25 protein-coding genes and 1 pseudogene are annotated in these 24,101 nt (G+C 68.3%); 15 read left to right on the forward strand and 11 right to left on the reverse strand.

Annotation, left to right across the window (positions count from 1 at the left end):
* Positions 1-35: 35 nt before the first annotated feature.
* The 4 genes from lpxK (at position 36) to adk (ending at position 3,026) form a co-directional block, all read left to right on the forward strand.
* The gene (lpxK, locus tag H0X90_RS33475; protein WP_077190489.1) at positions 36-1,064 is read left to right on the forward strand and encodes a tetraacyldisaccharide 4'-kinase; all 1,029 of its coding nucleotides are present in this window, start codon (positions 36-38) and stop codon (positions 1,062-1,064) included.
* A complete protein-coding gene (locus H0X90_RS33480; protein WP_077190487.1) occupies positions 1,045-1,239 on the forward strand; it encodes a Trm112 family protein in 195 nt (64 codons plus the stop codon). The genes lpxK and H0X90_RS33480 overlap by 20 nt, the downstream gene beginning before the upstream one ends.
* Positions 1,240-1,363: 124 nt before the next feature.
* Positions 1,364-2,155 carry a 3-deoxy-manno-octulosonate cytidylyltransferase gene (kdsB, locus tag H0X90_RS33485; protein ID WP_006482208.1) on the forward strand — a complete coding sequence of 264 codons (792 nt, stop codon included), beginning with the start codon at positions 1,364-1,366 and terminating at the stop codon, positions 2,153-2,155.
* A 208-nt stretch (positions 2,156-2,363) separates the two neighbouring features.
* The gene (gene adk, locus H0X90_RS33490) at positions 2,364-3,026 is read left to right on the forward strand and encodes an adenylate kinase (RefSeq protein WP_006482212.1); all 663 of its coding nucleotides are present in this window, start codon (positions 2,364-2,366) and stop codon (positions 3,024-3,026) included.
* Between the two features lie 252 nt (positions 3,027-3,278).
* Here adk and H0X90_RS33495 read toward each other — a convergent pair whose 3' ends face one another.
* Both H0X90_RS33495 and murJ read right to left on the reverse strand, forming a co-directional pair.
* Positions 3,279-4,121 (reverse strand): SirB1 family protein, encoded by an 843-nt coding sequence (locus tag H0X90_RS33495; protein WP_006496471.1) that lies wholly within the window; start codon positions 4,119-4,121, stop codon positions 3,279-3,281.
* 8 nt (positions 4,122-4,129) lie between these two features.
* Positions 4,130-5,680 carry a murein biosynthesis integral membrane protein MurJ gene (murJ, locus tag H0X90_RS33500; protein WP_006482209.1) on the reverse strand — a complete coding sequence of 517 codons (1,551 nt, stop codon included), beginning with the start codon at positions 5,678-5,680 and terminating at the stop codon, positions 4,130-4,132.
* A gap of 304 nt (positions 5,681-5,984) precedes the next feature.
* Here murJ and rpsT point away from each other — a divergent pair, with 304 nt between their 5' ends.
* Positions 5,985-6,257, forward strand: a complete 273-nt coding sequence (gene rpsT / locus H0X90_RS33505; protein ID WP_006482211.1) for a 30S ribosomal protein S20 — start codon at positions 5,985-5,987, stop codon at positions 6,255-6,257.
* 152 nt (positions 6,258-6,409) lie between these two features.
* Here the strand turns inward: rpsT and H0X90_RS33510 are convergent, their stop codons facing one another.
* A complete protein-coding gene (locus H0X90_RS33510; RefSeq protein WP_006482210.1) occupies positions 6,410-6,730 on the reverse strand; it encodes a DUF3579 domain-containing protein in 321 nt (106 codons plus the stop codon).
* A gap of 412 nt (positions 6,731-7,142) precedes the next feature.
* Here H0X90_RS33510 and argF point away from each other — a divergent pair, with 412 nt between their 5' ends.
* Positions 7,143-8,072, forward strand: coding sequence for an ornithine carbamoyltransferase (argF, locus tag H0X90_RS33515; protein ID WP_006482207.1), 930 nt, complete (start codon positions 7,143-7,145; stop codon positions 8,070-8,072).
* 87 nt (positions 8,073-8,159) lie between these two features.
* On the opposite strand, the gene murB is transcribed toward argF, so the two are convergent.
* Positions 8,160-9,209 carry a UDP-N-acetylmuramate dehydrogenase gene (murB, locus tag H0X90_RS33520; protein ID WP_077190485.1) on the reverse strand — a complete coding sequence of 350 codons (1,050 nt, stop codon included), beginning with the start codon at positions 9,207-9,209 and terminating at the stop codon, positions 8,160-8,162.
* A gap of 136 nt (positions 9,210-9,345) precedes the next feature.
* On the opposite strand from murB, the gene H0X90_RS33525 reads away from it, so the two are divergent.
* Complete coding sequence (locus H0X90_RS33525; RefSeq protein WP_006482217.1) at positions 9,346-9,831, forward strand: YajQ family cyclic di-GMP-binding protein; 486 nt, start codon at positions 9,346-9,348, stop codon at positions 9,829-9,831.
* 79 nt (positions 9,832-9,910) lie between these two features.
* On the opposite strand, the gene plsY is transcribed toward H0X90_RS33525, so the two are convergent.
* Together plsY and ybaK are read right to left on the reverse strand one after the other, a co-directional pair.
* Positions 9,911-10,552, reverse strand: coding sequence for a glycerol-3-phosphate 1-O-acyltransferase PlsY (plsY, locus tag H0X90_RS33530; protein WP_006482488.1), 642 nt, complete (start codon positions 10,550-10,552; stop codon positions 9,911-9,913).
* A 116-nt stretch (positions 10,553-10,668) separates the two neighbouring features.
* Positions 10,669-11,160 carry a Cys-tRNA(Pro) deacylase gene (gene ybaK, locus H0X90_RS33535; protein WP_006482476.1) on the reverse strand — a complete coding sequence of 164 codons (492 nt, stop codon included), beginning with the start codon at positions 11,158-11,160 and terminating at the stop codon, positions 10,669-10,671.
* Positions 11,161-11,396: 236 nt separating this feature from the next.
* Here ybaK and H0X90_RS33540 point away from each other — a divergent pair, with 236 nt between their 5' ends.
* Positions 11,397-12,959, forward strand: a complete 1,563-nt coding sequence (locus H0X90_RS33540) for a class I adenylate-forming enzyme family protein (RefSeq protein WP_006496474.1) — start codon at positions 11,397-11,399, stop codon at positions 12,957-12,959.
* A gap of 76 nt (positions 12,960-13,035) precedes the next feature.
* On the opposite strand, the gene xerD is transcribed toward H0X90_RS33540, so the two are convergent.
* The 3 genes from xerD to queG all read right to left on the reverse strand — a co-directional run bounded on the left by xerD (position 13,036) and on the right by queG (position 15,754).
* Complete coding sequence (gene xerD, locus H0X90_RS33545) at positions 13,036-13,986, reverse strand: site-specific tyrosine recombinase XerD (RefSeq protein WP_077190482.1); 951 nt, start codon at positions 13,984-13,986, stop codon at positions 13,036-13,038.
* Positions 13,983-14,453: a methylated-DNA--[protein]-cysteine S-methyltransferase gene (locus tag H0X90_RS33550; RefSeq protein ID WP_006496476.1), complete on the reverse strand. Its 471-nt coding sequence runs from the start codon at positions 14,451-14,453 to the stop codon at positions 13,983-13,985. The genes xerD and H0X90_RS33550 overlap by 4 nt, the downstream gene beginning before the upstream one ends.
* A gap of 65 nt (positions 14,454-14,518) precedes the next feature.
* The gene (gene queG / locus H0X90_RS33555; RefSeq protein ID WP_077190480.1) at positions 14,519-15,754 is read right to left on the reverse strand and encodes a tRNA epoxyqueuosine(34) reductase QueG; all 1,236 of its coding nucleotides are present in this window, start codon (positions 15,752-15,754) and stop codon (positions 14,519-14,521) included.
* 17 nt (positions 15,755-15,771) lie between these two features.
* Between queG and tsaE the strand changes: the two genes are divergently transcribed.
* On the forward strand, positions 15,772-16,326 hold the full coding sequence (gene tsaE / locus H0X90_RS33560) for a tRNA (adenosine(37)-N6)-threonylcarbamoyltransferase complex ATPase subunit type 1 TsaE (protein WP_077190478.1): 555 nt from the start codon (positions 15,772-15,774) through the stop codon (positions 16,324-16,326).
* Positions 16,308-17,834 carry an N-acetylmuramoyl-L-alanine amidase gene (locus H0X90_RS33565; protein ID WP_077190476.1) on the forward strand — a complete coding sequence of 509 codons (1,527 nt, stop codon included), beginning with the start codon at positions 16,308-16,310 and terminating at the stop codon, positions 17,832-17,834. Before tsaE ends, H0X90_RS33565 begins: the two co-directional genes overlap by 19 nt.
* A 43-nt stretch (positions 17,835-17,877) precedes the next feature.
* Here the strand turns inward: H0X90_RS33565 and H0X90_RS33570 are convergent, their stop codons facing one another.
* The gene (locus tag H0X90_RS33570; protein WP_012492837.1) at positions 17,878-18,756 is read right to left on the reverse strand and encodes an O-acetylserine/cysteine exporter; all 879 of its coding nucleotides are present in this window, start codon (positions 18,754-18,756) and stop codon (positions 17,878-17,880) included.
* A 266-nt stretch (positions 18,757-19,022) separates the two neighbouring features.
* Between H0X90_RS33570 and H0X90_RS33575 the strand changes: the two genes are divergently transcribed.
* Together H0X90_RS33575 and trxA are read left to right on the forward strand one after the other, a co-directional pair.
* A complete protein-coding gene (locus H0X90_RS33575) occupies positions 19,023-19,904 on the forward strand; it encodes a pirin family protein (RefSeq protein ID WP_077190472.1) in 882 nt (293 codons plus the stop codon).
* Positions 19,905-19,956: 52 nt separating this feature from the next.
* Positions 19,957-20,805 (forward strand): thioredoxin, encoded by an 849-nt coding sequence (gene trxA, locus H0X90_RS33580; RefSeq protein WP_048988971.1) that lies wholly within the window; start codon positions 19,957-19,959, stop codon positions 20,803-20,805.
* Between the two features lie 103 nt (positions 20,806-20,908).
* On the opposite strand, the gene tcdA is transcribed toward trxA, so the two are convergent.
* The gene (gene tcdA, locus H0X90_RS33585; protein ID WP_034178425.1) at positions 20,909-21,766 is read right to left on the reverse strand and encodes a tRNA cyclic N6-threonylcarbamoyladenosine(37) synthase TcdA; all 858 of its coding nucleotides are present in this window, start codon (positions 21,764-21,766) and stop codon (positions 20,909-20,911) included.
* Positions 21,767-21,894: 128 nt separating this feature from the next.
* Between tcdA and pdxH the strand changes: the two genes are divergently transcribed.
* From pdxH to H0X90_RS35905, 3 genes and pseudogenes are all read left to right on the forward strand, one after another.
* Positions 21,895-22,539 (forward strand): pyridoxamine 5'-phosphate oxidase, encoded by a 645-nt coding sequence (pdxH, locus tag H0X90_RS33590; RefSeq protein WP_006482475.1) that lies wholly within the window; start codon positions 21,895-21,897, stop codon positions 22,537-22,539.
* Positions 22,540-22,660: 121 nt separating this feature from the next.
* Entirely contained in the window at positions 22,661-23,881 is a 1,221-nt protein-coding gene (locus H0X90_RS33595) for a cyclopropane-fatty-acyl-phospholipid synthase family protein (RefSeq protein ID WP_048988969.1), read from the forward strand.
* Positions 23,803-24,101 (forward strand): annotated as a pseudogene (locus H0X90_RS35905) (DUF72 domain-containing protein); the annotation flags it as partial. The gene H0X90_RS33595 and the pseudogene H0X90_RS35905, both read left to right, overlap by 79 nt.

Genomic DNA, 24,101 nt, shown 5'->3' on the forward strand with positions numbered 1-24,101 from the left:
CTCGCCGCGGCGCACGACGCGCCGCGCCCGGCCCGATGAGCGCGCCCGGCGGCCCGCTCGCGCGACTCGAAGCGCGCCTGACACGCGAATGGCAGCGCCGCGGCGCGCTCGCGTGGGCGCTCACGCCGTTCGCCTGCGTGTTCGGCCTGTGCGCGGCGCTGCGGCGCACCGCTTACGCGCAAGGCTGGAAGCAGCCGGTCGACGTCGGCGTGCCGGTCGTCGTGGTCGGCAACGTGACCGTCGGCGGCACCGGCAAGACGCCGACCGTGATCGCGCTCGTCGACGCGCTGCGCGCGGCCGGCTTCACGCCCGGCGTCGTGTCGCGCGGCTATGGCGCGAACGTGAAGGTGCCGACCGCCGTCACGCCGGCGTCGCGCGCGGGCGCGGCCGGCGACGAACCGCTGCTGATCGCGCGCCGCACCGGCGCGCCCGTGTGGGTGTGCCCCGATCGCGTCGCGGCCGCGCAGGCGCTGCGCGCCGCGCATCCGGACGTCGACGTGATCGTCAGCGACGACGGCCTGCAGCACTACCGCCTCGCGCGCACCGTCGAGCTCGTCGTATTCGACCACCGGCTCGGCGGCAACGGTTTCCTGCTGCCGGCCGGCCCGCTGCGCGAGCCGCTGTCGCGGCACCGCGACGCGACGCTCGTCAACGACCCGTACAGTAGCGCGCTGCCGCCCTGGCCCGACACCTACGCGCTCGCGCTGACGCCGGGCGCCGCGTGGCACCTCGACCAGCCCACGCTGCGCCGCCCGCTGTCGCAGTTCGCGAACGAACGCGTGCTCGCCGCAGCCGGCATCGGCGCGCCGGAGCGCTTCTTCGCGACGCTGCGCGCGGCCGGTCTCGCGCCGGCGACCCGCGCGCTGCCGGACCATTACGCGTTCGCGGACAATCCGTTCGTCGACGATGCCGTCGATGCGATCCTGATCACCGAGAAGGATGCAGTAAAATTGGGCCCTTCCTGGCGCGACGCCCGACTGTGGGTGGTCCCCGTCGAAGCCGCGCTCGACCCTCGCCTCATTGCCCTCGTTGTGGAGAAACTCCGTGGACGCTCGCCTGCTTGAAATCATTGTGTGCCCTATCTGCAAAGGCCCGCTCCACTACGACCGTGCCGCGCAGGAGCTGATCTGCAAAGCGGACAAGCTCGCCTACCCGATCCGCGACGGCATCCCCGTGATGCTGGTCGACGAAGCGCGCCAGACCGTCGAAGGCACGCCGGTCGACCCGGCCGGCCGCTGAACCGCCGCGCCGCTCGTCCGGCGCACCGAATCGACACAGGCGGCCCGGCCCCGGCCGGGTCGCCGCAGTTCGCCGGGCGACCGGCTTCCGGCGTCGCCCGCCCCGTCCTTCTCAACGCTCCCCGATGACTCACCCGCAACCCTTCATCGCCGTCATTCCCGCCCGGCTCGCGTCGACGCGGCTCCCGAACAAGCCGCTCGCCGATCTCGGCGGCAAGCCGATGGTCGTGCGTGTCGCCGAGCGCGCGCGCGAAGCGGGCGCGCAACAGGTGCTCGTCGCATCCGACGCGCAGAGCGTGCTCGACGCGGCGCGCGATCACGGCTTCGAGGCGGTGCTCACGCGCGCCGATCATCCGTCCGGCACCGACCGGCTCGCGGAAGTCGCGGCGGCCTTCGGCTGGCGCGACGACACCGTGGTCGTCAACGTGCAGGGCGACGAGCCGCTGATCGACCCCGTGCTCGTGCGCGACGTAGCGTCGCACCTCGCCGCGCATCCGGCGTGCGCGATCGCGACCGCGGCGCACCCGATCCACGACGCGGCCGACGTGTTCAACCCGAACGTCGTGAAGGTCGCGCTCGACGCGCAGAGCGTCGCGCTGTACTTCTCGCGCGCGCCGATTCCGTGGAGCCGCGATGCATACCAGCCGCACTGGCCCGACGTCGCGGCCATGCCGGCGCCGGCCTTCCCGGTCTACCGGCACATCGGCCTCTATGCGTATCGCGCGCGTTTCCTGCGCACCTATCCGTCGCTCGCGCAGGCGCCGATCGAACAGGCCGAGCAGCTCGAACAGCTGCGCGCGCTGTGGCACGGCGAGCGCATCGCGGTGCTGATCACCGAGTCCGCGCCCGAAGCCGGCATCGACACGCCGGCCGATCTCGCGCGCGTGCAGGCCCTTTTTCAGCCGGGTTCAAAATAACCCGTGGCATAATCAGGCGATTGTGCGAGCCGTCCGCGACCAGCGCGTCCTCGCTTGACCCCGCCCGTGGCCCTGCCGGCAGCCGCGCGTCGCCCAAGCCGACGCGTCGCATCAGACCGGTCCGCCGCGCGCCGGGCAAGCCCCGCGCCCGCCGTCGCCGACGCCTTTGTGTCTCGCCACACGAATCTACATACTTGGAGATATCACCATGCGTTTGATCCTGTTGGGCGCGCCCGGCGCGGGAAAGGGCACCCAGGCAAACTTCATCAAGGAAAAATTCGGCATCCCGCAAATCTCGACGGGCGACATGCTGCGCGCAGCCGTGAAGGCCGGCACGCCGCTCGGCGTCGAGGCGAAGGGCTACATGGATGCCGGCAAGCTCGTGCCGGACGCGCTGATCATCGGCCTCGTCAAGGAGCGCCTGAAGGAATCCGACTGCGCGAACGGCTATCTGTTCGACGGTTTCCCGCGCACGATCGCGCAGGCTGACGCGATGAAGGAAGCCGGCGTCGCGATCGACTACGTGCTCGAGATCGACGTCCCGTTCTCGGAAATCATCGAGCGCATGAGCGGCCGTCGCACGCACCCGGCATCGGGCCGTACGTACCACGTCAAGTTCAACCCGCCGAAGGTCGAAGGTCACGACGACGTGACGGGCGAACCGCTGATCCAGCGCGACGACGACAAGGAAGAAACTGTCAAAAAGCGTCTCGAAGTATACGAAGCGCAGACCAAGCCGCTGATCACGTACTACGGCGACTGGGCACAGCGTGGCGAGGAAAACGGTCTGAAGGCGCCGCAGTATCGCAAGATCTCGGGCCTCGGCACCGTCGACGAAATCCGCGAGCGCGCGTTCGACGCACTGAAGTAAGCAGCGCGTCGCGCACCCGCAAGCCGCCCGTTCCGGGCGGCTTTTTTTTGCCTGTCGCGATTGGCACGATCGCGCGCGTGTCGCCGCCGCGCGGCGGCGCCCCGTACAATCGGTCGAACGCGTGGGTCGTGCGAGCGGCGCACCGGAGTTTCAGCCGATCGCTCGGGGTCGGGCACGCGCACGCGCAAGAAAAAACGCCCGCGATGCGGGCGTTTTTTTCGTGTGCCGGTGGACGTGCGCCGATGGCTCGGCTCACTCCTCGCCGTCGCGCTGCATCCGTTGCCGCAGTTCGCTCACCTGCGATTCGACGACGGTCGCATCGTCCGCATCCGGTCGCTCGCCGAGATACTGCTCGAGATCCTCGAGCGCGGGGCGCAGGTAGTCGAGCCGCGCATACGCGAAGCCGCGGTCGCGCACCTCGTCGAGCTGCTCGGGCAGCAGGATCACGAGCCGCTGCTGCACCGCGAGCAGCCGCTGCCAGCGTTCCGTCTGCAGATAGATCGTCTTCAGGTTGCGCAGCATCCGCGCGATGATCTCGCGGCTCGTCGCCGGCTGCAGCAGCGCGCGCAACGCGCTGTCGACCGCGCCGGCCGCACGCGCGACGTACGGCTCGAGCATCTCGACCATCTCGGCTTCGGACAGCGAATGGCCGTTGGTCGGATCGATGATCAGGTCACCGTCCGGCAGCGTCACGCGCAGCAGGAAATGGCCGGGGAACGATACGCCGCGCGCCGGTACGCCGATCTGCTCGGCGAGTTCCAGGTACAGCACCGACAGCGAGATCGGGATCCCGCGCCGCCGTTTCAGCACGGCGTTCAGGTGGCTGTTATCGGGGTCGTAGTAATCGTTGTGATTGCACGCGAAACCGAGCTCGCGGAAGAAGAAGTCGTTCAGCGCGGCGACGCGGCCCTTCAGGTCCGTATCGTCGGCGAGCCGCCGGCGCAGCCGCGCCGCCAGCATGTCGAGTTCGGCCAGCGTGCCCTGCAGGTCGAGGTCGGGATACGCGTCCTGCGCCAGCGACAGCGCGGTTTCCGTGACGGGCAGACTGTCGTCGTCCGCCACGAGCGTGCTGAAGTAGTCGAGGACGCGGGTCATTGCGGTCGTCACTTGGCGCGCCTTCTGAAGTAAGCGTATTTGAAGCCCATCACCCACAACATACCGAAATATAGTGCAGCAAACAGCACGAGGCACGCGGCCATCAGCGCAATGCGATCGAGCGGCTGCGCGCGCATCCCGGTCCAGTCGAAATTGATCGCGCACCAGTGCATCAGGCCCGCGAGCACGAGCGCCGCGCCGACGAGCTGCACGAAAAAGCGCAGCCAGCCCGGCGACGGCTGGTAGATGCCGCGCTTGCGCAGCCCGAGGAACAGCAGCAGCGAGTTCAGGCACGCACCGACGCCGATGCTCAGCGTGAGCCCCGCGTGGCCGATCAGCGGCACGAACACGTAGTTCGAGAGCTGCGTGACGATCAGCACGCCGATCGCGATCTTCACCGGCGTCTTGATGTCCTGCTTCGCATAGAAGCCCGGCGCGAGGATCTTGATCAGGATGATGCCGACGAGGCCGATTCCGTACGTCGCGAGCGCGCGCGCGACCATCGTGACGGTATGCGCGTCGAACTTGCCGTAGTTGAACAGCGTCGCGGTGAGCGGCGTCGCGAAGAAGAACAGCGCGAGCGCGCTCGGCGCCGCGAGCAGGAACGTGACGCGCAGCCCCCAGTCGAGCAGCGCCGAATATTCGTGCGAGTCGGCGTCGACGTGCGCCTTCGACAGGCTCGGCAGCAGGATCGTGCCGAGCGCGACGCCGAGCAGCGCCGTCGGGAACTCCATCAGGCGGTCGGCGTAATTGATCCACGACACCGCGCCCTGCCCGAGCCGCGACGCGATGTTGGTGTTGATGATCAGCGACAGTTGCGCGACGGACACCGCGAACGTCGCCGGCACCATCTTCGCGAGCACGCGCTTCACGCCCGGATGACGCAGCGCGCGCAGCGGATTCAGGCCGATCAGCGGCACCATGTCGACCTTCTTCAGGCCCGGCAGTTGCACGAGAAACTGCAGCACGCCGCCGACGATGACGGCCCACGCGAGCGCGTAGACCGGCACCTTCAGGTGCGGCGCGACGAACACGGCCGCGGCGATGAACGCGACGTTGAGCAGCACCGGCGCGAACGCGGGCAGCGAGAAGCTCTTGTACGTGTTCAGCACGCCCGACGCGAGCGTGGTCAGCGAAATGAACACGATGTACGGGAACATGATCCGCGTCATCGTGACCGCGAGCGGGAACGCCTGGCCGTCGCTGTGCAGGCCGGACGCGACCGCGAACACGACCCACGACGCACCGGCGATCCCGACGACCGACAGCACGGCCAGCGCCCACGCGAGCACGGTGGACATCGCGTCGACGAGCGCCTTCGTCGCATCGTGCCCCTGCTGGTTCTTGAACTCGGCGAGGATCGGCACGAACGCCTGCGAGAACGCGCCTTCGGCAGACAGGCGGCGCAGCAGGTTCGGAATGCGGAAGGCGACGTAGAACGCGTCGGTGTATTGACTGGCGCCGAACGCACGGGCGATCAGCGTCTCGCGGGCCAGTCCGGTCACGCGCGACAGCAGCGTGAAGCCGCTGACCGTCAGCAGGGCTCGGAATAGATTCATGGGGCGCTTATTATACGGACGTTGCGCGACCCGGCCACCGGCCGATACCGAAAAGCGCGGCCGCCGCCGGCGCCTCGCCCGGCGGGCGTTAAGTCGAACTTGCCACTCGCTTGATTTTGTTGCTATAATCGCCGGTTTCTGGGCTCGTACATGCACGGCAACTGCCGTTTTCATGTCCCGGCCTCGGTTAAAATCACCGTTTTTTTATGCGCCCCTGGGCAATCGTTCTCAGGGGACGGATCGAAAAGCAGCGCTTGGCCGTCAGGCTCCAAGCTCTGGAAACAGGACAGGATAAGGAACCGTCATGGCTAACTCCGCACAAGCACGCAAGCGCGCCCGCCAGGCCGCGAAGGCAAACTCGCACAACTCGGCGCTGCGCTCGAAATTCCGTACCGCGATCAAGTCGGTTCGCAAGGCTGTTGAAGCCGGCGACCAGGCAAAGGCTGCCGAGCTGTTCAAGGCTGCCGTGAAGACGATCGACACGATCGCCGACAAGAAGATCGTTCACAAGAACAAGGCCGCTCGCAGCAAGAGCCGCCTGGCCGCAGCCGTCAAGGGTCTGCAGGCAGCAGCGTAAATCCGGTGCGCCCGCTCGCGCGGGCGTTCCTGTTTCCTGCGATCACGAAAAAGCCCGCCTAGGCGGGCTTTTTCGTTGCCGGTCGCTCGCGCATCACGCGCGGCGGCGACCTGTACGCGGGCGGGCACGGCACGCGCCCTCGCCCGCCGGCATCACTTCTTCGCGTTGTAGTCCGGCAATTCGCACGCCTCGGTCACGACGAGGTTGTTGTCCTTCGCGAAATTCAGCACGAAATCGAAAGCCATCGGCTCGATGTCGCGCAACCGCGAATCGAGGATCACGCATTTCAGGTCGCCGAGCATCGTCGGACGCACGTACAGCGAATACTTGAGACGCGCGTTCGGCCCGCTCGCCCCCGGCCCGAAGCAGGCCATCACACCGGCCAGACGTTCCGACCAGTCGCTCGGGCGAAACTTTTTCCCGTCTTTCGTGATGCCCTGGATGAAAAATTCGGTCGGAGGGGTTTCAGCCATGTGGTTACCCAAGTGACGGCCCGGCGATGTCCAGGCAACGGCGCCTGGATACGCGAACACAAAGCTGGAGGGTCGGCGGCACAAGCTCATCGATATCCCGAAAACGGGGCGTCGAGGCGCGCCGCCGGTGGACTGCACCGGATGTGTGCAGCGCACGGCTTGTGTCCGGCAGAGCGCGAAAAGCCTTGCCTGCCGGGCTGGAGAAAACTTTCGAATTATACCGCAGCGCGCCATCGCGCGTCGTCCCGACGCCCGTCTTCCCGCACTGCGGATCGCGCGCGGCGATCCTGCCCCGCGTCGCTCCACAGCTCGTCAAAGCACAGAAAATCCTTTATGCTGCTTTGAGTTATCCACACCCGACGGCGGCGCCGTCCGGCCTCGCTGCCGGGTGAGACCCGCCGTATTTCGTTTCATGACCGCCAAAACCATTCGTCACTACCTGCAGTTCAAGGATTTCTCGCTGGAAGACTACGAGTACGTGCTCGAACGCACGGGTATCCTGAAGCGCAAGTTCAAGAACTACGAGACCTATCACCCGCTGCACGACCGCACGCTCGCGATGATCTTCGAGAAGAGCTCGACGCGCACGCGCCTGTCGTTCGAGGCCGGGATCTTCCAGCTCGGCGGTCACGCCGTCTTCATGAGCACGCGCGACACGCAGCTCGGCCGCGGCGAGCCCGTCGAGGATTCCGCGCAGGTCATCTCGCGAATGGTCGACATCATCATGATCCGCACGTTCGAGCAGGACGTGATCACGCGCTTCGCGCAGAACTCGCGCGTGCCGGTGATCAACGGCCTGACGAACGAATACCACCCGTGCCAGGTGCTCGCCGACATCTTCACGTACTACGAGCACCGCGGCCCGATCGCCGGCAAGACCGTCGCGTGGGTCGGCGACGCGAACAACATGCTCTACACGTGGATCGAAGCCGCGCAGATCCTCGGCTTCAAGCTGCGCCTGTCGACGCCGCCCGGCTACGCACTCGACATGAAGCTCGTGTCGCCCGACAGCGCGCCGTTCTACGAGGTGTTCGACGATCCGAACGAAGCGTGCAAGGGCGCCGATCTCGTGACGACCGACGTGTGGACGAGCATGGGCTTCGAGGCCGAGAACGAGGCGCGCAAGCAGGCATTCGCCGACTGGTGCGTCGACGAGGAAATGATGGGCCATGCGAATCCGGATGCCCTCTTCATGCACTGCCTGCCCGCGCACCGCGGCGAGGAAGTGACGGCCGGCGTGATCGACGGCCCGCAGAGCGTCGTGTGGGACGAAGCGGAAAACCGTCTGCACGTGCAGAAGGCGCTGATGGAGTTCCTGCTGCTCGGCCGCCTCAAGCACTGACGCGCCGCAACGCACACGCGTAAAAAAAGCGCCGATCGACGATCGGCGCTTTTTGTTTGGATGCGCGACAACCGGCGCACGCCTGCGTTACAGGCAGACCGGTTCCGCCTCCAGCTCGACACCGAACTGCGCGCGCACGTCGGCCTGGATCGCCCGCGCCAGCGCCAGCACGTCGGCACCGGTGGCGCCGCCGCGATTGACGAGCACGAGCGCCTGGCGGTCGTGCACGGCCGCCGCCCCGAGCGCGCGCCCCTTCCAGCCGCAGCGGTCGATCAGCCAGCCGGCCGCGAGCTTCACGTGCCCGTCCGGCTGCGGATACGACACGACCTCCGGCGCGCGGGCGCGCAGCGCATCGAACTGCGCGGCGTCGATCACCGGATTCTTGAAGAAACTGCCCGCATTGCCGAGCACCAGCGGATCGGGCAGCTTCGCGCGGCGGATCGCGACGACTGCATCGAACACGTCGCGCGGCGTCGCCGCATCGGGCGTGATGCCGCGCGCGTCGAGCTCGCGTGTGACGTCCGCGTAGCCGAGCCGCGGCGTCCATTGCTTCGGCAGCCGGAACGTCACCGCGACGATAGCGAACCGGCCGCGCCCTTCCCGCTTGAAGAAACTGTCGCGGTAACCGAATGCGCAGCGCACGGCGTCGAACCGCTCGCTGCGCCCCGTCGCCAGCTCGACCGCGACCAGCGAATCGAAATACGCCTTCATCTCGAGGCCGTACGCGCCGATGTTCTGGATCGGCGCGGCGCCGACGGTGCCCGGGATCAGCGCGAGATTCTCGAGGCCCGGCATCCCGTGCTCGAGCGTCCACGCGACGAACGCGTGCCAGCTCTCGCCGCCGCCGGCCTCGACGTACCACGCGTCGTCGTCCTCGCGCAGGATGCGGCGGCCCGCGATCTCGTCGAGCAGCACGACGCCGTCGAAATCGCGCGTGAACACGATATTGCTGCCGCCGCCGAGCACGAGTTGCGGCAGGGTCGCGACCCGCGGGTCGCGATGCAGCGCCTCGAACTGCGCCGCCTGCGTGATGCGCGCGGCGAAGCGCGCGCGCGCGGCGATGCCGAACGTGTTGTGCGCGGCGAGCGGATGGTCGGGAAGCAGCGACAGGGCGGAATCGTCAGGGGGCATCGGCATTCGCGGTCACGTCGGCCCGGGCGGCGCATGGCCGGCCTTGGGCAAACGGAGGGGCATCGGTAAAATGGCAAACAGTCCGCAATTATAGCGAGTGCCCGCGCGCGAGCCGGGCGCCCGCATCTCAAGGGAGAATGCCATGCCATCGTTCGACGTCGTTTCCGAAGCGAACATGATCGAAGTGAAGAACGCCATCGAGCAGTCGAACAAGGAAATCTCGACGCGCTTCGACTTCAAGGGCTCCGACGCACGCGTCGAGCAGAAGGAACGCGAGCTGACGCTGTTCGCCGACGACGATTTCAAGCTCGGCCAGGTCAAGGACGTGCTGATCGGCAAGCTGGCAAAGCGCAACGTCGACGTGCGCTTCCTCGACTACGGCAAGGTCGAGAAGATCGGCGGCGACAAGGTCAAGCAGATCGTCACCGTGAAGAAAGGCGTGACGGGTGACCTCGCGAAAAAGATCGTGCGCCTCGTGAAGGACAGCAAGATCAAGGTGCAGGCAAGCATTCAGGGCGACGCGGTGCGCATCTCCGGCACGAAGCGCGACGACCTGCAGAGCACGATCGCGATGCTGCGCAAGGACGTGACGGACACGCCGCTCGACTTCAACAACTTCCGCGACTGACCGGCCGCCGGCCCGTCACGTCATCCCGCCGGGCCCCGCACACGCGGCGCGCCCGGCGCGCGGCCAGCGCCGCGCGTTCTCAGGCCTTCCCGCCGTCCTGCGCGCCGCCGTCCGCGGCCGCCTTCTTCTTGTCGCCGATCCGGCTCTCCTGCCCCGCGAGCAGCTTCGAAATGTTGCCGCGGTGACGCCACACGAGCAGCACGCTCATCGCGAGCACGGCCCACGCGACCGGGTTATGGCCCGGCGTGCCGAACAGGAACACGTCGAACACCGGCGCGAACACGGCCGCCACCAGCGCCGCGAGCGACGAATAGCGGAAGAAGAACGCGACGATCAGCCAGGTCAGCGCGGTCGCGAGCCCGAGCACCGGGTGCACGGCGAGCAGCACGCCGGCCGCGGTCGCGACGCCCTTGCCGCCCTGGAAGCGGAAGAACACCGGGTACAGGTGGCCGAGGAACACGGCGATCGCGACCCACGCGACCGCGACGTCGGGCAGGCCGAAGTGACGGGCGAGCCAGACGGCGATCCAGCCCTTGAACGCGTCGCCGACGAGCGTCAGGATCGCGGCCTTCTTGTTGCCGCTGCGCAGCACGTTGGTCGCGCCCGGATTCTTGGATCCGTACGAACGCGGGTCGGCCAGGCCCATCACGGAACTGACGACGACGGCGAACGACACCGAACCGATCAGGTAGGCAACGAGGGCGGCGAGCAGGATCTGCATGCGGAGGACTCTTCTTTCAACGTATCGGGAAAGGGATGGCCGTGCGCGGCAAGCCGGCAGGCCGAAACGGCGCCCATTCTACCGAACGGGCGCGGCGTGCCACGAAGGTGAAACCCTCAGTCGACGCTCGCGCACTGCACGGGCCGCGCGCCGAGCAGCGACGTGAGCACCGTCGGCGCGAGGCTGACCAGGTAGCCGCGCCGGCCGCCGTTCAGGTAGATCGTCGGCAGGTCGAGGATCGTCGCCTCGACGTAGACGGGCATCGTCTTGCGCGTGCCGAACGGCGACGTGCCGCCGACGAGATAGCCCGAATGGCGATTCGCGACCTCGGGCTTGCACGGCTCGACCCGCTTCGCGCCGATCTGCCGCGCGAGATTCTTGGTCGACACCGTGCGGTCGCCGTGCATCAGCACGATCAGCGGCTTCGCGTGTTCGTCTTCCATCACGAGCGTCTTCACGACGCTGTGCTCGTCGACGCCGAGCTGGCGCGCCGATTCGCCGGTGCCGCCGTGCTCGACGTATTCGTACGGATGCTCGCCGAATGCGACGCCATGACGGCGCAGCAGTTGGGTCGCGGGGGTTTCGGACACGTGTCTGGATTTGCTCATGGCGGCATTTTAATGGCGAACGATCGACGCTCGCGCAATCGCGTGCCGGCGCCGACGGTATACTCGCGGCCCGTTTTCCGCCGGCCCGCCGCATCGCGGTCACGATCATGCCCATCATCATTGCAGACATCGTGAAGCGCTATTGCCCGATTGGCCAATTGTGGCGCGCGCGCCGTCATGGCACGATCGTTCGCAAATATCGTCGGCCCGCCGCCGGCCCCTCATCTGGAGACGCCATGTCCTCGCCCGTCCGTTCATCCGAATCGCTCGATGTCGATGCGCTGCTCGCCGCGCTGCCGCGTCGCATCGCCGACGTGCCCGCGCGCCGGGCCGCGCAGTCGCCCGCGCAGCCGGCGCTGATCGAGGATGCGCGCCGCCTGTCGTACGGCGATCTGGCGCAGGCCGTCGATGCGGCGGCCGCGCGGCTGGCGAGCCTCGGCGTGCAAGGCGGCGATCGCGTGATGATCGTCGCGGAAAACTGCGTCGCGCAGATCGTGCTGCTGTTCGCGGCCGCCCGCCTCGACGCGTGGGCGCTCGTGTCGAACGCACGGCTGTCGGCCGCCGAACTCGATGCGATCGCAGCGCATGCACGCCCTAAGCTGACCGCGTTCACGACGGACGTCTCACCCGACGCGCGCGCCCACGCCGAGCGGCTCGGCGCAATGCCGGCCGGCGCGCTGCCGGTCGACATCGGCGCGTGGTCGTATCGCGTCGACGCGAGCGCGCCCGCCGAACCGGTGGCCGCCGACGGCGCCGCCCAATGCGCGGCGCTGATCTACACGACCGGTACGACCGGCACGCCGAAAGGCGTGATGCTGTCGCACCGCAACCTGCTGTTCATCGCGGCGACGTCGAGCGCGCTGCGCCGCGTGTCGCCGGACGACGTCGTCTACACGGTGCTGCCCGTGTCGCACGTGTACGGGCTCGCATCGGTGTGCCTGGGCAGCCTGTATGCAGGCGCGACGCTGCGGCTCGCGCCGCGCTTCTCGCCGGAAGCCGTCCGCGTCGCGCTCGCCGACGAAGGCGTGACGATCTTCCAGGGCGTGCCCGCGATGCACGCGAAGCTGCTCGAACACCTGCACACGCACGGCCACGCATGGCGCGCGCCGCGGCTGCGCTTCGCATATTCGGGCGGCTCGCCGCTCGATGCGAACCTGAAGGCGCGCGTCGAGCGCCTGTACGGCGTGCCGCTGCACAACGGCTACGGGATGACCGAAAGCAGCCCGACGATCACGCAGACGCCGCTCGACGCGCCGCGCACGGACAGTTCGGTCGGCGTGCCGATTCCGGGCGTCGACGTGCGGATCGTCGCGCCGGACGGCACCGACGTGCCGCCGGGCGAAGTCGGCGAGATCCGCGTGCGCGGGCCGAACGTGATGCTCGGCTACTACCGCAACGCGGATGCGACGCGCGCGGCCGTGTCGCCGGACGGCTGGCTGAGCACCGGCGATCTCGCGCGGCAGGACGCGGACGGCGCGGTGACGATCGCGGGCCGCAGCAAGGAGCTGATCATCCGCTCGGGCTTCAACGTGTATCCGGTCGAGGTCGAGCAGGTGCTGAACGCGCATCCGGACGTCGTGCAGGCGGCCGTGATCGGCCGCGCGATCGACGGCAACGAGGAAGTGCTCGCGTTCGTCGAGCGCGTGCCGGGCGCGGCGGTCGACGAGGCGGCATTGCACGCATGGTGCGCGGACCGGCTCACCGCTTACAAACGCCCTGCGCACATCCGCGTGCTCGATGCGTTGCCGGCCGCATCGACCGGCAAGGTGCTCAAGCACCGGCTGCGCGAGCTCGTCTGACGCGCCCTGCGATGCGCGGCGCAGTCCGCATCGGCGCCCCGCCCCACCACGCTGCGTCGAACGCCCGCGTCGCGCGTCAGCCGCGCGGGTGATGCTGCGCGTGCAGCGTCTTGAGCCGCTCGCGCGCGACGTGCGTGTAGATCTGCGTGGTCGAGATGTCGCTGTGGCCGAGCAGCAACTGCACGACGCGCAGGTCGGCGCCGTGGTTCAGCAGGTGCGTCGCGAACGCGTGCCGCAGCGTGTGCGGCGACAGGTGCGCGCGCACGTCGGCCTGCTGCGCGTGACGCTTGATGATGTTCCAGAACTGCTGGCGCGTCATCCCGTCGCCGCGCGCGGTCACGAACAGCGCATCGGCCGCGCGTGCGCCGAGCAGCGCGGGCCGCGCGTCGCGCAGGTAGCGTTCGATCCAGGCGTGCGCGACTTCGCCGAACGGCACGAGCCGCTCCTTCGAACCCTTGCCCATCACGCGCACGACGCCTTCGTTGAGGCCGACTTCGACGGTCTTCAGCGTCACGAGCTCGCTCACGCGCAGCCCGCTCGCGTACATCAGCTCGAGCATCGTGCGATCGCGCAGGCCGAGCGGCGTGCCGATGTCCGGCGCGCCCAGCAGCGCCTCGACCTGCGCCTCCGACAATGTCGACGGGAACCGGGCCGCCTGTTTCGCGGACGTGATCCGCAGCGTCGGGTCGGCGCTCGCGCGATGCTCGCGCACGGCCCAGCCGTAATAGCGACGGAACACGGACAGTCGCCGGTTCGACGACGTCGCCTTGCCGTCGCTGCGCGCGGCGATGTAGCCGGTCACCATCGCCTCGTCGGCGCCGTCGAGCGGCGCGGCGTGCGTCGCGGCCAGCCATTGGGAAAACAGCACCAGATCGCGCCGGTACGCATCGAGCGTGTTGCGCGCGAGGCCGTGTTCGAGCCACAACGCATCGCAGAACACGTCGATCGACGCGCGGCTCGCGAGCAGCGCGGGCGATGCCGCGACGGCATCGTCGTCGGCTTCGGGGGTCGTCACAGGTTCGCTCATCGGTACGGCACACCCTCGTGCGTCAGCAGCCAGCGCTTCACTTGCTGGTAATAGCCGTTGTCGTCGTGGTTCGCGAACCCGCCGAGGCCACCCGCCGCGACGACGCGATGGCACGGGATCACGAGCGGGAAGTAGTTCGCGCCGCACGCCTGGCCGACCGCGCGCGGCGCGCTGCCGATCCGCTTCGCGACCTGGCCGTAGGTGAGCACCGTGCCGGGCGGGATATCGCTGATCACGTCCCACACGCGATGCTGGAATGCGCTGCCGACATCGGCAAGCGGCAGGTCGAAGCGTGCGGACGCGCGCTCGAAATAACGTTCGATCTGCTTGACCGCGCGCTTCGCGAGCGCCGAATCCGGATCGACCGACTTCATCGATTCGGGCAGATAGACGATCTCGCGCACCACCGCGGCATCCGTACGGATGCCGACCTTGCCGAACGGCGCGTCGATGACTGCGTTGAACATTGCCTTCTCCTGACCGGGGGATGCGCGCGGCCCTGCCCGCGCGCCGACGACACTTTACGCCGCCTTCACGCGGCCCGCAGCGCCCATTCGACATGCTCGCGCACGAGCGGCGACGGATCGTCGGCCCGGGCGCGCAGCGCGGCGACGATCGCGTCGCGCGCCGCCGGCGAGAGCCGGTCCGCACCCGCGCGCAGCGCATTGCCGAGCCCGACCGCGAGATTGCGCAGCCAGCTTTCGTAGCCGATGCGCCGGATCGCGCTGCCCTGCATCCGCGTGTCGAACGTGTCGGCATCCCACGCGAACAGCTCGACGAGCGTCGCGCGATCGAGACCGTGCCGCACGTCGAAATCGGCGACGGGCGCGGCCTGCGCGAACTTGTTCCACGGGCACACGAGCTGACAGTCGTCGCAGCCGTACACGCGATTGCCGATCATCGGCCGCAGCGGCTCGGGAATGCTGCCTTTCAGCTCGATCGTCAGGTACGAGATGCAGCGGCGCGCATCGACGCGGTACGGCTCGACGATCGCACCGGTCGGGCACGCGTCGATGCAGCGCGTGCAGTTGCCGCAATGCGCGCCGGGCGTCTCCGGCGCGCGGTCGGGCGCCGTATGCGCGTCGGTCGGCAGCGGCAGGTCGACGTAGATCTCGCCGAGAAAGAACAGCGAGCCGGCATCGCGCTGCAACAGCAGCGTATGCTTGCCGCGCCAGCCGACCCCGGCCTTCTGCGCGAGCTCGACCTCGAGCACCGGCGCCGAATCGGTGAACACGCGGTAGCCGAACCCGCCGATCTCGTGCTCGATACGCTCCGCGAGCGTCTGCAGCCGGTTGCGCAGCACCTTGTGATAGTCGCGGCCGCGTGCATAGATCGACACGACGGCCGCCTGCGGATCGTCGAGCCGTGCCCGTTCGCGGGCGCGCCAGTCGTGCGGCACGAGCGCGCCGGGCTCGCCGCCGGGCGCGCCGTCAGCGAGCGTTTGGGCCGGCAAATAGGCGAGCCGCACGGAAATCACGCGTCGCGTACCGGCCACAAGTTCGGCCGGCCGCGCGCGTTTCATCCCATGTTTCGCCATATAATCCATTTCGCCGTGGTATCCGGCTTCCAGCCAGGCGGCGAGGCCCGCTTCGGCATCCGAGAGATCGGTATCGCTGATGCCGATCGCCCCGAAACCCAATTCGCGCCCCCACGCCCTGATGCGAGCGGCGAGCGCAGTCAACGCCGCATCGTCGAGCGCGCACGGCGCCGCGCCTTCGTCACGAGTCGAAGGCCTGTCGGATGCGGCGCGTTCCGGTAGTCGGTTCATCGCACTATTTTACGAGAATGCCAGCCACGCCCAGCCAACCGCCTCACGACGCCACGTTGCCCGCCCCGCTCGCGGAGCGCGTGATCGCGCTCGCCGACGAAGCGGCAACCGAGGCCTTGGGCACCCGCTTCGCGCACGCGCTCGATGCGGCGCGCCTCGAGCTCGACCGCGCGCATGCGTTCGACGGGCTGCAGATCCAGCTGGTCGGCGATCTCGGCGCGGGCAAGACGACCCTCGTGCGCGCGATCCTGCGCGGCCTCGGCCACCAGGGCCGCGTGCGCAGCCCGACCTATACGCTCGTCGAGCCGTACGCGCTCGAACGCAGCGATGGGGAACTCGAGGTCTATCACTTCGATCTGTATCGATTCAACGATCCGGCCGAATGGTCCGATGCAGGCTTTCGCGAATATTTCAATTCCACCGCGATCTGCCTCGTCGAATGGCCACAACAGGCGGGCGCCCTGCTCGGCGTGCCCGATCTGGTTTTCTCGCTCGACGTGGATGGCGACGGCCGTGCCCTCACCGTCCGGGCGTACAGCGCTTCAGGAAAGGCATGTCTCGAAAGATGTTGATCAAACCGTTCCGCTCGATCGAATCGGCGGCCACCGCGACGCACAACTGGCGGCGCCGTCAGATCCTGCGCGCGGGGGCGTCGACGCTGGTGCTCGGTCTCGTCGCGCCGCGGCTCGCGCACGCATCGTCGGTGCTCGGCGTGCGCGTGTGGCCCGCACGCGATTACACGCGCGTCACGATCGAATCCGACCAGCCGCTGCAGAATAGCCAACAGCTGCTGCAGGGTCCCGACCGTCTCGTCGTCGACCTGAGCGGCCTCGACCTCGACCAGGCGCTGCGCGACCTCGTCTCGAAGATCGCGCCGAACGATCCGCAGATCCAGTCGGTGCGCGTCGGCCAGTATCAGCCGCACGTCGTGCGGATGGTCTTCGACCTGAAAGGCTCGGTGAAGCCGCAGGTGTTCACGCTGCCGCCCGTCGGCACGTACAAGTACCGGCTGGTGTTCGACCTGTATCCGGCCGTCGCGCCCGATCCGCTGTCCGACCTGATCGCGCAGACGGAACGCAAGGAACAGGCGCTCAACGACACCGCGCGCGCGCAGCAGATGCAGCCGCCGTCCACGCTGGCGGGCCCCGGCACCCCGCCGCCCGGCGCGGGCGACAACAGCGACGCATTCTTCCAGCGTTTCGCGCAGAACACGCCAACCACGCCGCACACGCCGCCGGCGGCCGGCACGCCGTCGACGCCCGCGAAGCCGGCCGTCAAGCCGCCGCCCGTCATCGCGCGCCGCGACGACGGCGACGACGACGGCGACACCTACAAGTTCACCGCGCCGAAATCCGGCAAGGGCGGCACCGTGCGTCTGCTGACGGTCGCGATCGACCCGGGCCACGGCGGCGAGGATCCGGGCGCGATCGGCGGCAACGGCACGTACGAGAAGCACATCGCGCTCGACATCGCGAAGAAGCTGCGCGCGAAGATCGACGCCGCGCCGAACATGCGCGCGATGATGACGCGCGACGCCGACTTCTTCGTGCCGCTGAACGTGCGCGTGCAGAAGGCGCGCCGCGTCGGCGCGGATCTCTTCGTGTCGATCCACGCGGATGCGTTCACGACGCCGTCCGCGCGCGGCTCGTCGGTGTTCGCGCTGTCCGACCACGGCGCGACGAGCGCCGCGGCGCGCTGGATGGCGAACAAGGAGAATTCGTCGGACCTGATCGGCGGCATCAACATCAAGACGGCGGACGCGGCGGTGAACCGCGCGCTGTTCGACATGTCGACGACCGCGCAGATCCGCGACTCGCTGCGCTACGGCAACTACGTGCTGAAGGAAGTGGGCGGCATCAACAAGCTGCACAAGGGCTCGGTCGAGCAGGCCGGGTTCGCGGTGCTGAAGGCGCCCGACATTCCGTCGATCCTCGTCGAGACCGCATTCATCAGCAACCCGGACGAAGAGCGCCGGCTCAACGACGACAGCTATCGCGACGAGATGGCCGACGCGATCTTCCGCGGCATCAAGCGTTATTTCGCCGCGAATCCGCCGCTCGCGAAGAGCCGGATGGCCTGAGCGCCACCGCTCCCCCCGCCGGCACGCAGCGCGTGCCGGCGCGTCACGACGCCGCGAAGCGGCTCAGCAGTTTCCCGCCGAACACGTTCACCGCGAGCCCGCCCATCACGAGTGCGGCGCCGATCAGTTGCGTTTGCGTCAGATGCTCGTCGAGCAGCAGCGCCGACGACGCGAGCCCGACGATCGGCACCAGCAGCGAGAACTGCGCGACCTGCGCGGCCGGGTAGCGCGACAGCAGGCGGCTCCACAGCCCGTAGCCGAGCAGCGTCGCGACGAATGCGAGATAGACGACCGCGAAGATCGACGCGCCGTTCAGCCCGGCGAGCGCGGTCGCGATCCGCTGCGGCCCCTCGAACCACAGCGACAGCAGAAAGAACGGCACCGGCGGCACGAGGCTCGCCCATACGACGAGCGACACGAGGTTCGCACGCCCGACCTTCTTCGTGACGATATTGCCGAAGGCCCACATCGCGGCCGAGCAGATCGTCAGCAGGAAACCCGCGAGCGTCATCGCGCGGCCGCCTTGCGCGGCGATCACGACGAGCCCGCCCGCGGCGATCGCGAGCCCGATCAGGTTCTGCACGCGCAGCCGCTCGCCGAGGAACAGCATCGCGAACACCAGCGTGAAGAACGCCTGCGACTGCAGCACGAGCGACGCGAGGCCGGCGGGCATGCCGACGTACATGCCGGTGAACAGGAACACGAACTGGCCGAGCTGGATCGTCGCGCCGTACAGCACCAGCAACCGCCACGAAATCTGCGGCCGGCGCACGAAGAACACCGCGGGCACGGCCGCGAGCGTAAAGCGCAGCGCGCCGAGCAGCATCGGCGGCATGCCGTGCAGGCCGACCTTGATCACGACGAAGTTCACGCCCCACGCCAGGATCACGACCAGCGCGAGCAGCAAGTCCTTCGGGGCCATCATCGGTGTCTCCCTCGATTGTCGAATCATTGTTGTGAAGCCGGCCAGTCTACCGGGTTTCGCCGGCCGGCCCGATACCCGCACGGCCCGCATGGAATCGGCGGCGCGCGCAGCGGCTTGCGCCACGCCGCGGATGCCGCACGACGCATGCCTGCCGCGGCCGCAGCGCGCGCATTTCGTGGTCCCCGCGCTCCGCGTCACGCGCGCGCGCCGCCGCACCGCCAGTACAATGACCGGCAATCCAGCCGTTCCCCACGAGGCCCGCCATGACCGACTCGATCAAAGCCCTGCTGAAGCCGCACGTCCGCGACATCGGCAACCTGCAGGTACGCCGCACGCTGCCCGCGCTCGCCGCACGCCTCGTCGGCCCGTTCATCTTCTTCGATCACATGGGGCCCGCGACGCTGCCTGCCGGCACGGGGCTCGACGTGCGCCCGCATCCGCACATCGGACTCGCGACGGTTACCTACCTGTTCGACGGCGCGATCCTGCACCGCGACAGCCTCGGCTCGCTGCAGGAAATCGTGCCCGGCGACGTGAACTGGATGACGGCCGGCCGCGGCATCGTCCACTCCGAGCGCACGCCGGACGCGCAACGCGCCAGCGGCCACACCGTGCACGGTATCCAGACCTGGGTCGCGCTGCCGCAGGCGCACGAGACGACCGAACCGTCGTTCGAGCACCATGCGGCCGACACGCTGCCCAAGCGCGACGCAGACGGCGTGGCGCTGACGGTGATCGCCGGCGACGCGTTCGGGCTGCATTCGCCCGTGACGACGTTCTCGCGCACGCTGTACGTCGCGGCCGAATTCGCGGCCGGCGGCTGGCTCGAACTCGATGCATCGCACGAGGAGCGCGCGGTCTACGTGGTCGACGGCGAGCTCGCGATCGACGGCACGCCGGTGCCGGCCGAACAGATGGCCGTACTCGTGCCGGGCGCGACGGTCACGCTGACGAGCGCCAGCGGCGCGCGCGCGATGCTGCTCGGCGGCGACCGGATCGACGGCGAACGCTACATCGAGTGGAATTTCGTCGCGAGCAGTCGCGAGGCGATCGAGCGGGCCAAAGCGGCCTGGACGCGCCAGGAAATGGGCAAGGTGCCCGGCGAGACCGAATGGATTCCGCTGCCCGAAGCGAAACCGCGTTGAAAAAGCCGCGCGCCGCCCCCATCCTGACGATATTCGAACGGAAGAGAACGCCATGGACACCACGCTTGCCACATTCGAGAAAGACGTCATCGAGGCGTCGCTGGACACGCCCGTGCTGGTCGACTTCTGGGCGCCGTGGTGCGGCCCCTGCAAGACGCTCGGCCCGCTGCTGGAAAAGCTCGAAGCCGATTACGCAGGCCGCTGGAAGCTCGTGAAGGTCAACGTCGACGAGAACCAGGAACTCGCCGCGCACTTCCAGACGCGCAGCATCCCGCACGTGATCGCGTTCGCCGACGGGCGCCCGGTCGACCAGTTCGTCGGCGTGCTGCCCGAAGGCCAGTTGCGCGCGTTCCTCGACCGGCTGCTGCCGGCCCCCGAGGAAGCCGAGCGCCGCGCCGCGCAGTATGCGATGGCCGAACAGCGCTTCGACGAGGCGCTCGCGCACCTCGAAGCGGCGCTCGCGCTGAACCCCGGCTACGACGACGCGCGCCTCGACCTGATCGAACTGCTGCTGGCGCGCAACGAAGTCGACGCCGCGCGTGCCGAGACCGAGCGCCTGTCGCCGCAAACCGTGCAGAACGGCGACCCGCGCTACCAAGCGATCAAGACCCGTTTCGACGCACTCGAAGCCACGGCCGACCTGCCGCCAACCGATGCGCTCGAAGCGCGCATCGCGGCAAACCCGGCCGATCTCGACGCACGCTTCGACCTTGCGCAGAGCCTGATCGCGCGGCGCGCGTACGAAGGCGCGCTGGAACAGTTGCTGGAAATCGTGATGCGCGATCGCACGTACGGCGATGATCTCGGCCGCCGCACGATGATCTCGGTGTTCGAGCTGGCCGGCGATCGCCCCGACCTCGTCGCCGGGTGGCGACGCAAGCTGAGCATGGCGCTCAACTGATGCACGACGCGCCGGGCCGCGCTGGCCCGGCCGACTTGCCGTATCGCTCGCGGCGCGTTACCCGCGCCGCGGCATCCGTCTTTCCTGCCCGCGCGTCGCGCGCTCAGCCGGCCGCCTGCGCCGCGATCGCACGCAGCGCATGCGCGGCCGCCGCGAACCCGAAGCTCGCGGTCACGCACACGCTCGAACCGAAGCCCGCACAGTTGAGCCCCGCGACGTGCGCGGCCGTGGACGGCTCGGCGCCGTCCTCGATGTCGCAGGCCGCCGCTTCCGGATAGATCAGCGGCTCGTCCGAATACACGGCGCTGACCTTGAAGCGCGCCTTCGGCCCGCGCGGAAAACCATGCTGCTTGCGCAACTGCGCACGCACCTTCGACAGCAGCGGATCCTGGATCGTCAGTGCGAGATCGTCGATGCGGATGCGCGTCGGGTCGAGCTGGCCGCCCGCGCCGCCGACCACGATCAACGGCTGCCGTTTCGCGACGCACCATGCGATCAGCGCGACCTTCGTGCGCACGCTGTCGATCGCGTCGATCACGTAGTCGAAGCCGCCGCCGAGCAGCGCGTCGAAGTTGTCGGGCTCGACGAAATCCTCGATCCGGTTCACGCGGCACGCGGGATCGATCAGCGCGATCCGCTCGGCCATCGCGTCGACCTTCGGCTTGCCGAAATTGCCGTCGAGCGCATGGATCTGCCGGTTCGTGTTGCTTTCCGCGACGTTGTCGAGATCGATCAGCGTCAGCGTGCCGATCGCGTTGCGCGCGAGCGCCTCGGCCACCCACGACCCGACGCCGCCGATCCCGATCACCGCGACGTGCGCCCGCTCGAACGCGGCGGCGGCCGGCGCGCCATACAGGCGCGCGACGCCGCCGAAACGCCGCGCGCGATCCACGTCAAGCTGGATTTCCGGTGTCGGGGTAAGATCAGAAGAACTGGGCGGGGCAGCGTCGGCGGAGGACATGGCAGCAAGGAAAACGTAAGTCGTGCAGCCCTCTATTTTGCCTGAACTCCCCGTCCGCACGCGCCACTGTGCACGCACGATTCTCGCGCGTTCGCTATACTGGCCCCAGATTGAAGCGTTTGCATAACATGACGACTCTCGCCGATCTCCGCATCAACTATTCACGTGCTTCGCTCGACGAAGCCGATGCCGCCCCCGACCCCTTCGCCCAGTTCGATCGCTGGTTCAAGGAGGCGCTCGCCGCGAAACTGCCCGAGCCGAACACGATGACGCTCGCGACCGTCGGCGCCGACGGCCGGCCGTCGGCCCGGATCGTGCTCATCAAGGGCGTCGACGAACGCGGGTTCGTCTTCTTCACCAATTACGAAAGCCGCAAGGGGCACGATCTCGCCGTGCATCCGCAAGCCGCGCTGCTGTTCTACTGGATCGAGCTCGAGCGCCAGGTGCGCATCGAAGGCCGGATCGAGAAAACCAGCGCGGAAGAAAGCGACCGCTATTTCGCGTCGCGCCCGCTCGGCTCGCGCATCGGCGCGTGGGCGTCGGAGCAGAGCGCCGTGATCGACAGCCGCGCGACGCTCGAAGCGCGCGAAAAGGCCGTCAGCGAACGCTACGGCGACAACCCGCCGCGCCCGCCGCACTGGGGCGGCTACCGCCTCGTGCCCGACTCGATCGAGTTCTGGCAGGGGCGCCCGTCGCGGCTGCACGACCGCCTGCTCTATACGCGCGACGCCGCGGCGTCGCCGGGCTGGACGATCTCGCGCCTGTCGCCGTAAGCGCGGCGCCGGCGCACGCCGGTCGTGTCTCGTGTTGCATCCGGGTGCCCGCGCCGCAAGCGGCGGGCGCCGGTCAGGATACTTGGCTGTATTCGATTCAACGAACAAACGGAGAATCCAAATGTTCTGGGAAAAGAAGCTGGCACAGTGGGCGGATGAAGTACGGGCAAAAGCGAACATACCGGCGCGCCTCGTGCTGTGGAACGGCGATCAACTCGATTTCGGCACCTTCAGCGCACCGCAGGTCACGCTGAAGGTGAACAGCGCGTCGGCATTGCCGCTGCTGCTCGAACCGAGCCTCGACAATCTCGGCGAGGCGTACGTGAAAGGCAAGATCGACATCGAAGGCAAGCTGTCGGACATCATCAACATCGGCTACTCGCTCGCGCGCAGCACCGTGACCAGCGCAAGCAAGCTCGCCCGCGTGAAGCGCTACTTCAATCACACGAAGAGCACCGACAAGAAGGCGATCCAGTACCACTACGACGTCTCGAACGAGTTCTACCAGCTGTGGCTCGACGAGAACATGGTGTACTCGTGCGCGTACTTCGAGAACGGCGACGAGGATCTCGCCACCGCGCAGATCAAGAAGATCGACCACATCCTGACGAAGATCCAGCTGCAGCCCGGCCAGCGCCTGCTCGACATCGGCTGCGGCTGGGGCGCGCTCGTGCTGCGCGCCGCACAGAAGTTCGGCGCGACGTGTCTCGGCGTGACGCTGTCGCAGAACCAGTTCGACCTCGCGACCGCCCGCGTGAAGGCCGCGGGGCTCGAAGACAGGATCGAGATTCGTCTGCAGGATTATCGCGAGATCGAAGGCCAGTTCGACCGCATCACGAGCGTCGGGATGTTCGAGCACGTCGGCCGCAAGAACCTGCCGCTCTATTTCTCGCGCATCCGCGAGCTGCTGACCGACGACGGCATCGCGATGAATCACGGGATCACGTCGACCGACGCGGAAAGCGGCGAAACGGCGCTCGGCGGCGGCGAATTCATCGATCGCTACGTGTTTCCGGACGGCGAGCTGCCGCACATCAGCCTCGCGCTCGAAGCGGCGCAGCGCGGCGGACTCGAGGCGGTTGACGTCGAAAGCCTGCGCCGGCACTATGCGCGCACGCTCGATATCTGGACGGAAAACTTCGAAGCAAAAGCCGACGAAGCGCGAAAGCTCGTCGACGACGAAAAATTCCGCATCTGGCGCGTGTATCTGGCCGGCTGCGCGTATGCGTTCGAGCACGACGACGTGTCGATCTTCCAGATCGTGTGCCGCAAGGCCGGACGCAGCGCGAAAACGCTGCCGTGGTCGCGGCGCTACATGTACGAACACGCGCTGCCGCGCTAGGCGGCGCCTTACGCTGGGCATGCATGGGTGACGGCAGGACGCGGCGCAAGGCGCCGCCGCAACGACAGCAGCACGACGACGCCAACGAGTCGCACGCCGACGGACAGTTCGACCTGTTCGGCGTGCCGACGGACGCCGCACGCGCGTCGCCCGCGCACGACGACAGCGCCGATGAATCCGTGACGCCGGACGCACCGGACCACGCACGACCGCCCCCGCC

The sequence above is a fragment of the Burkholderia sp. 9775_39 genome, from assembly GCF_015712225.1.
GTDB lineage: Bacteria > Pseudomonadota > Gammaproteobacteria > Burkholderiales > Burkholderiaceae > Burkholderia > Burkholderia cenocepacia.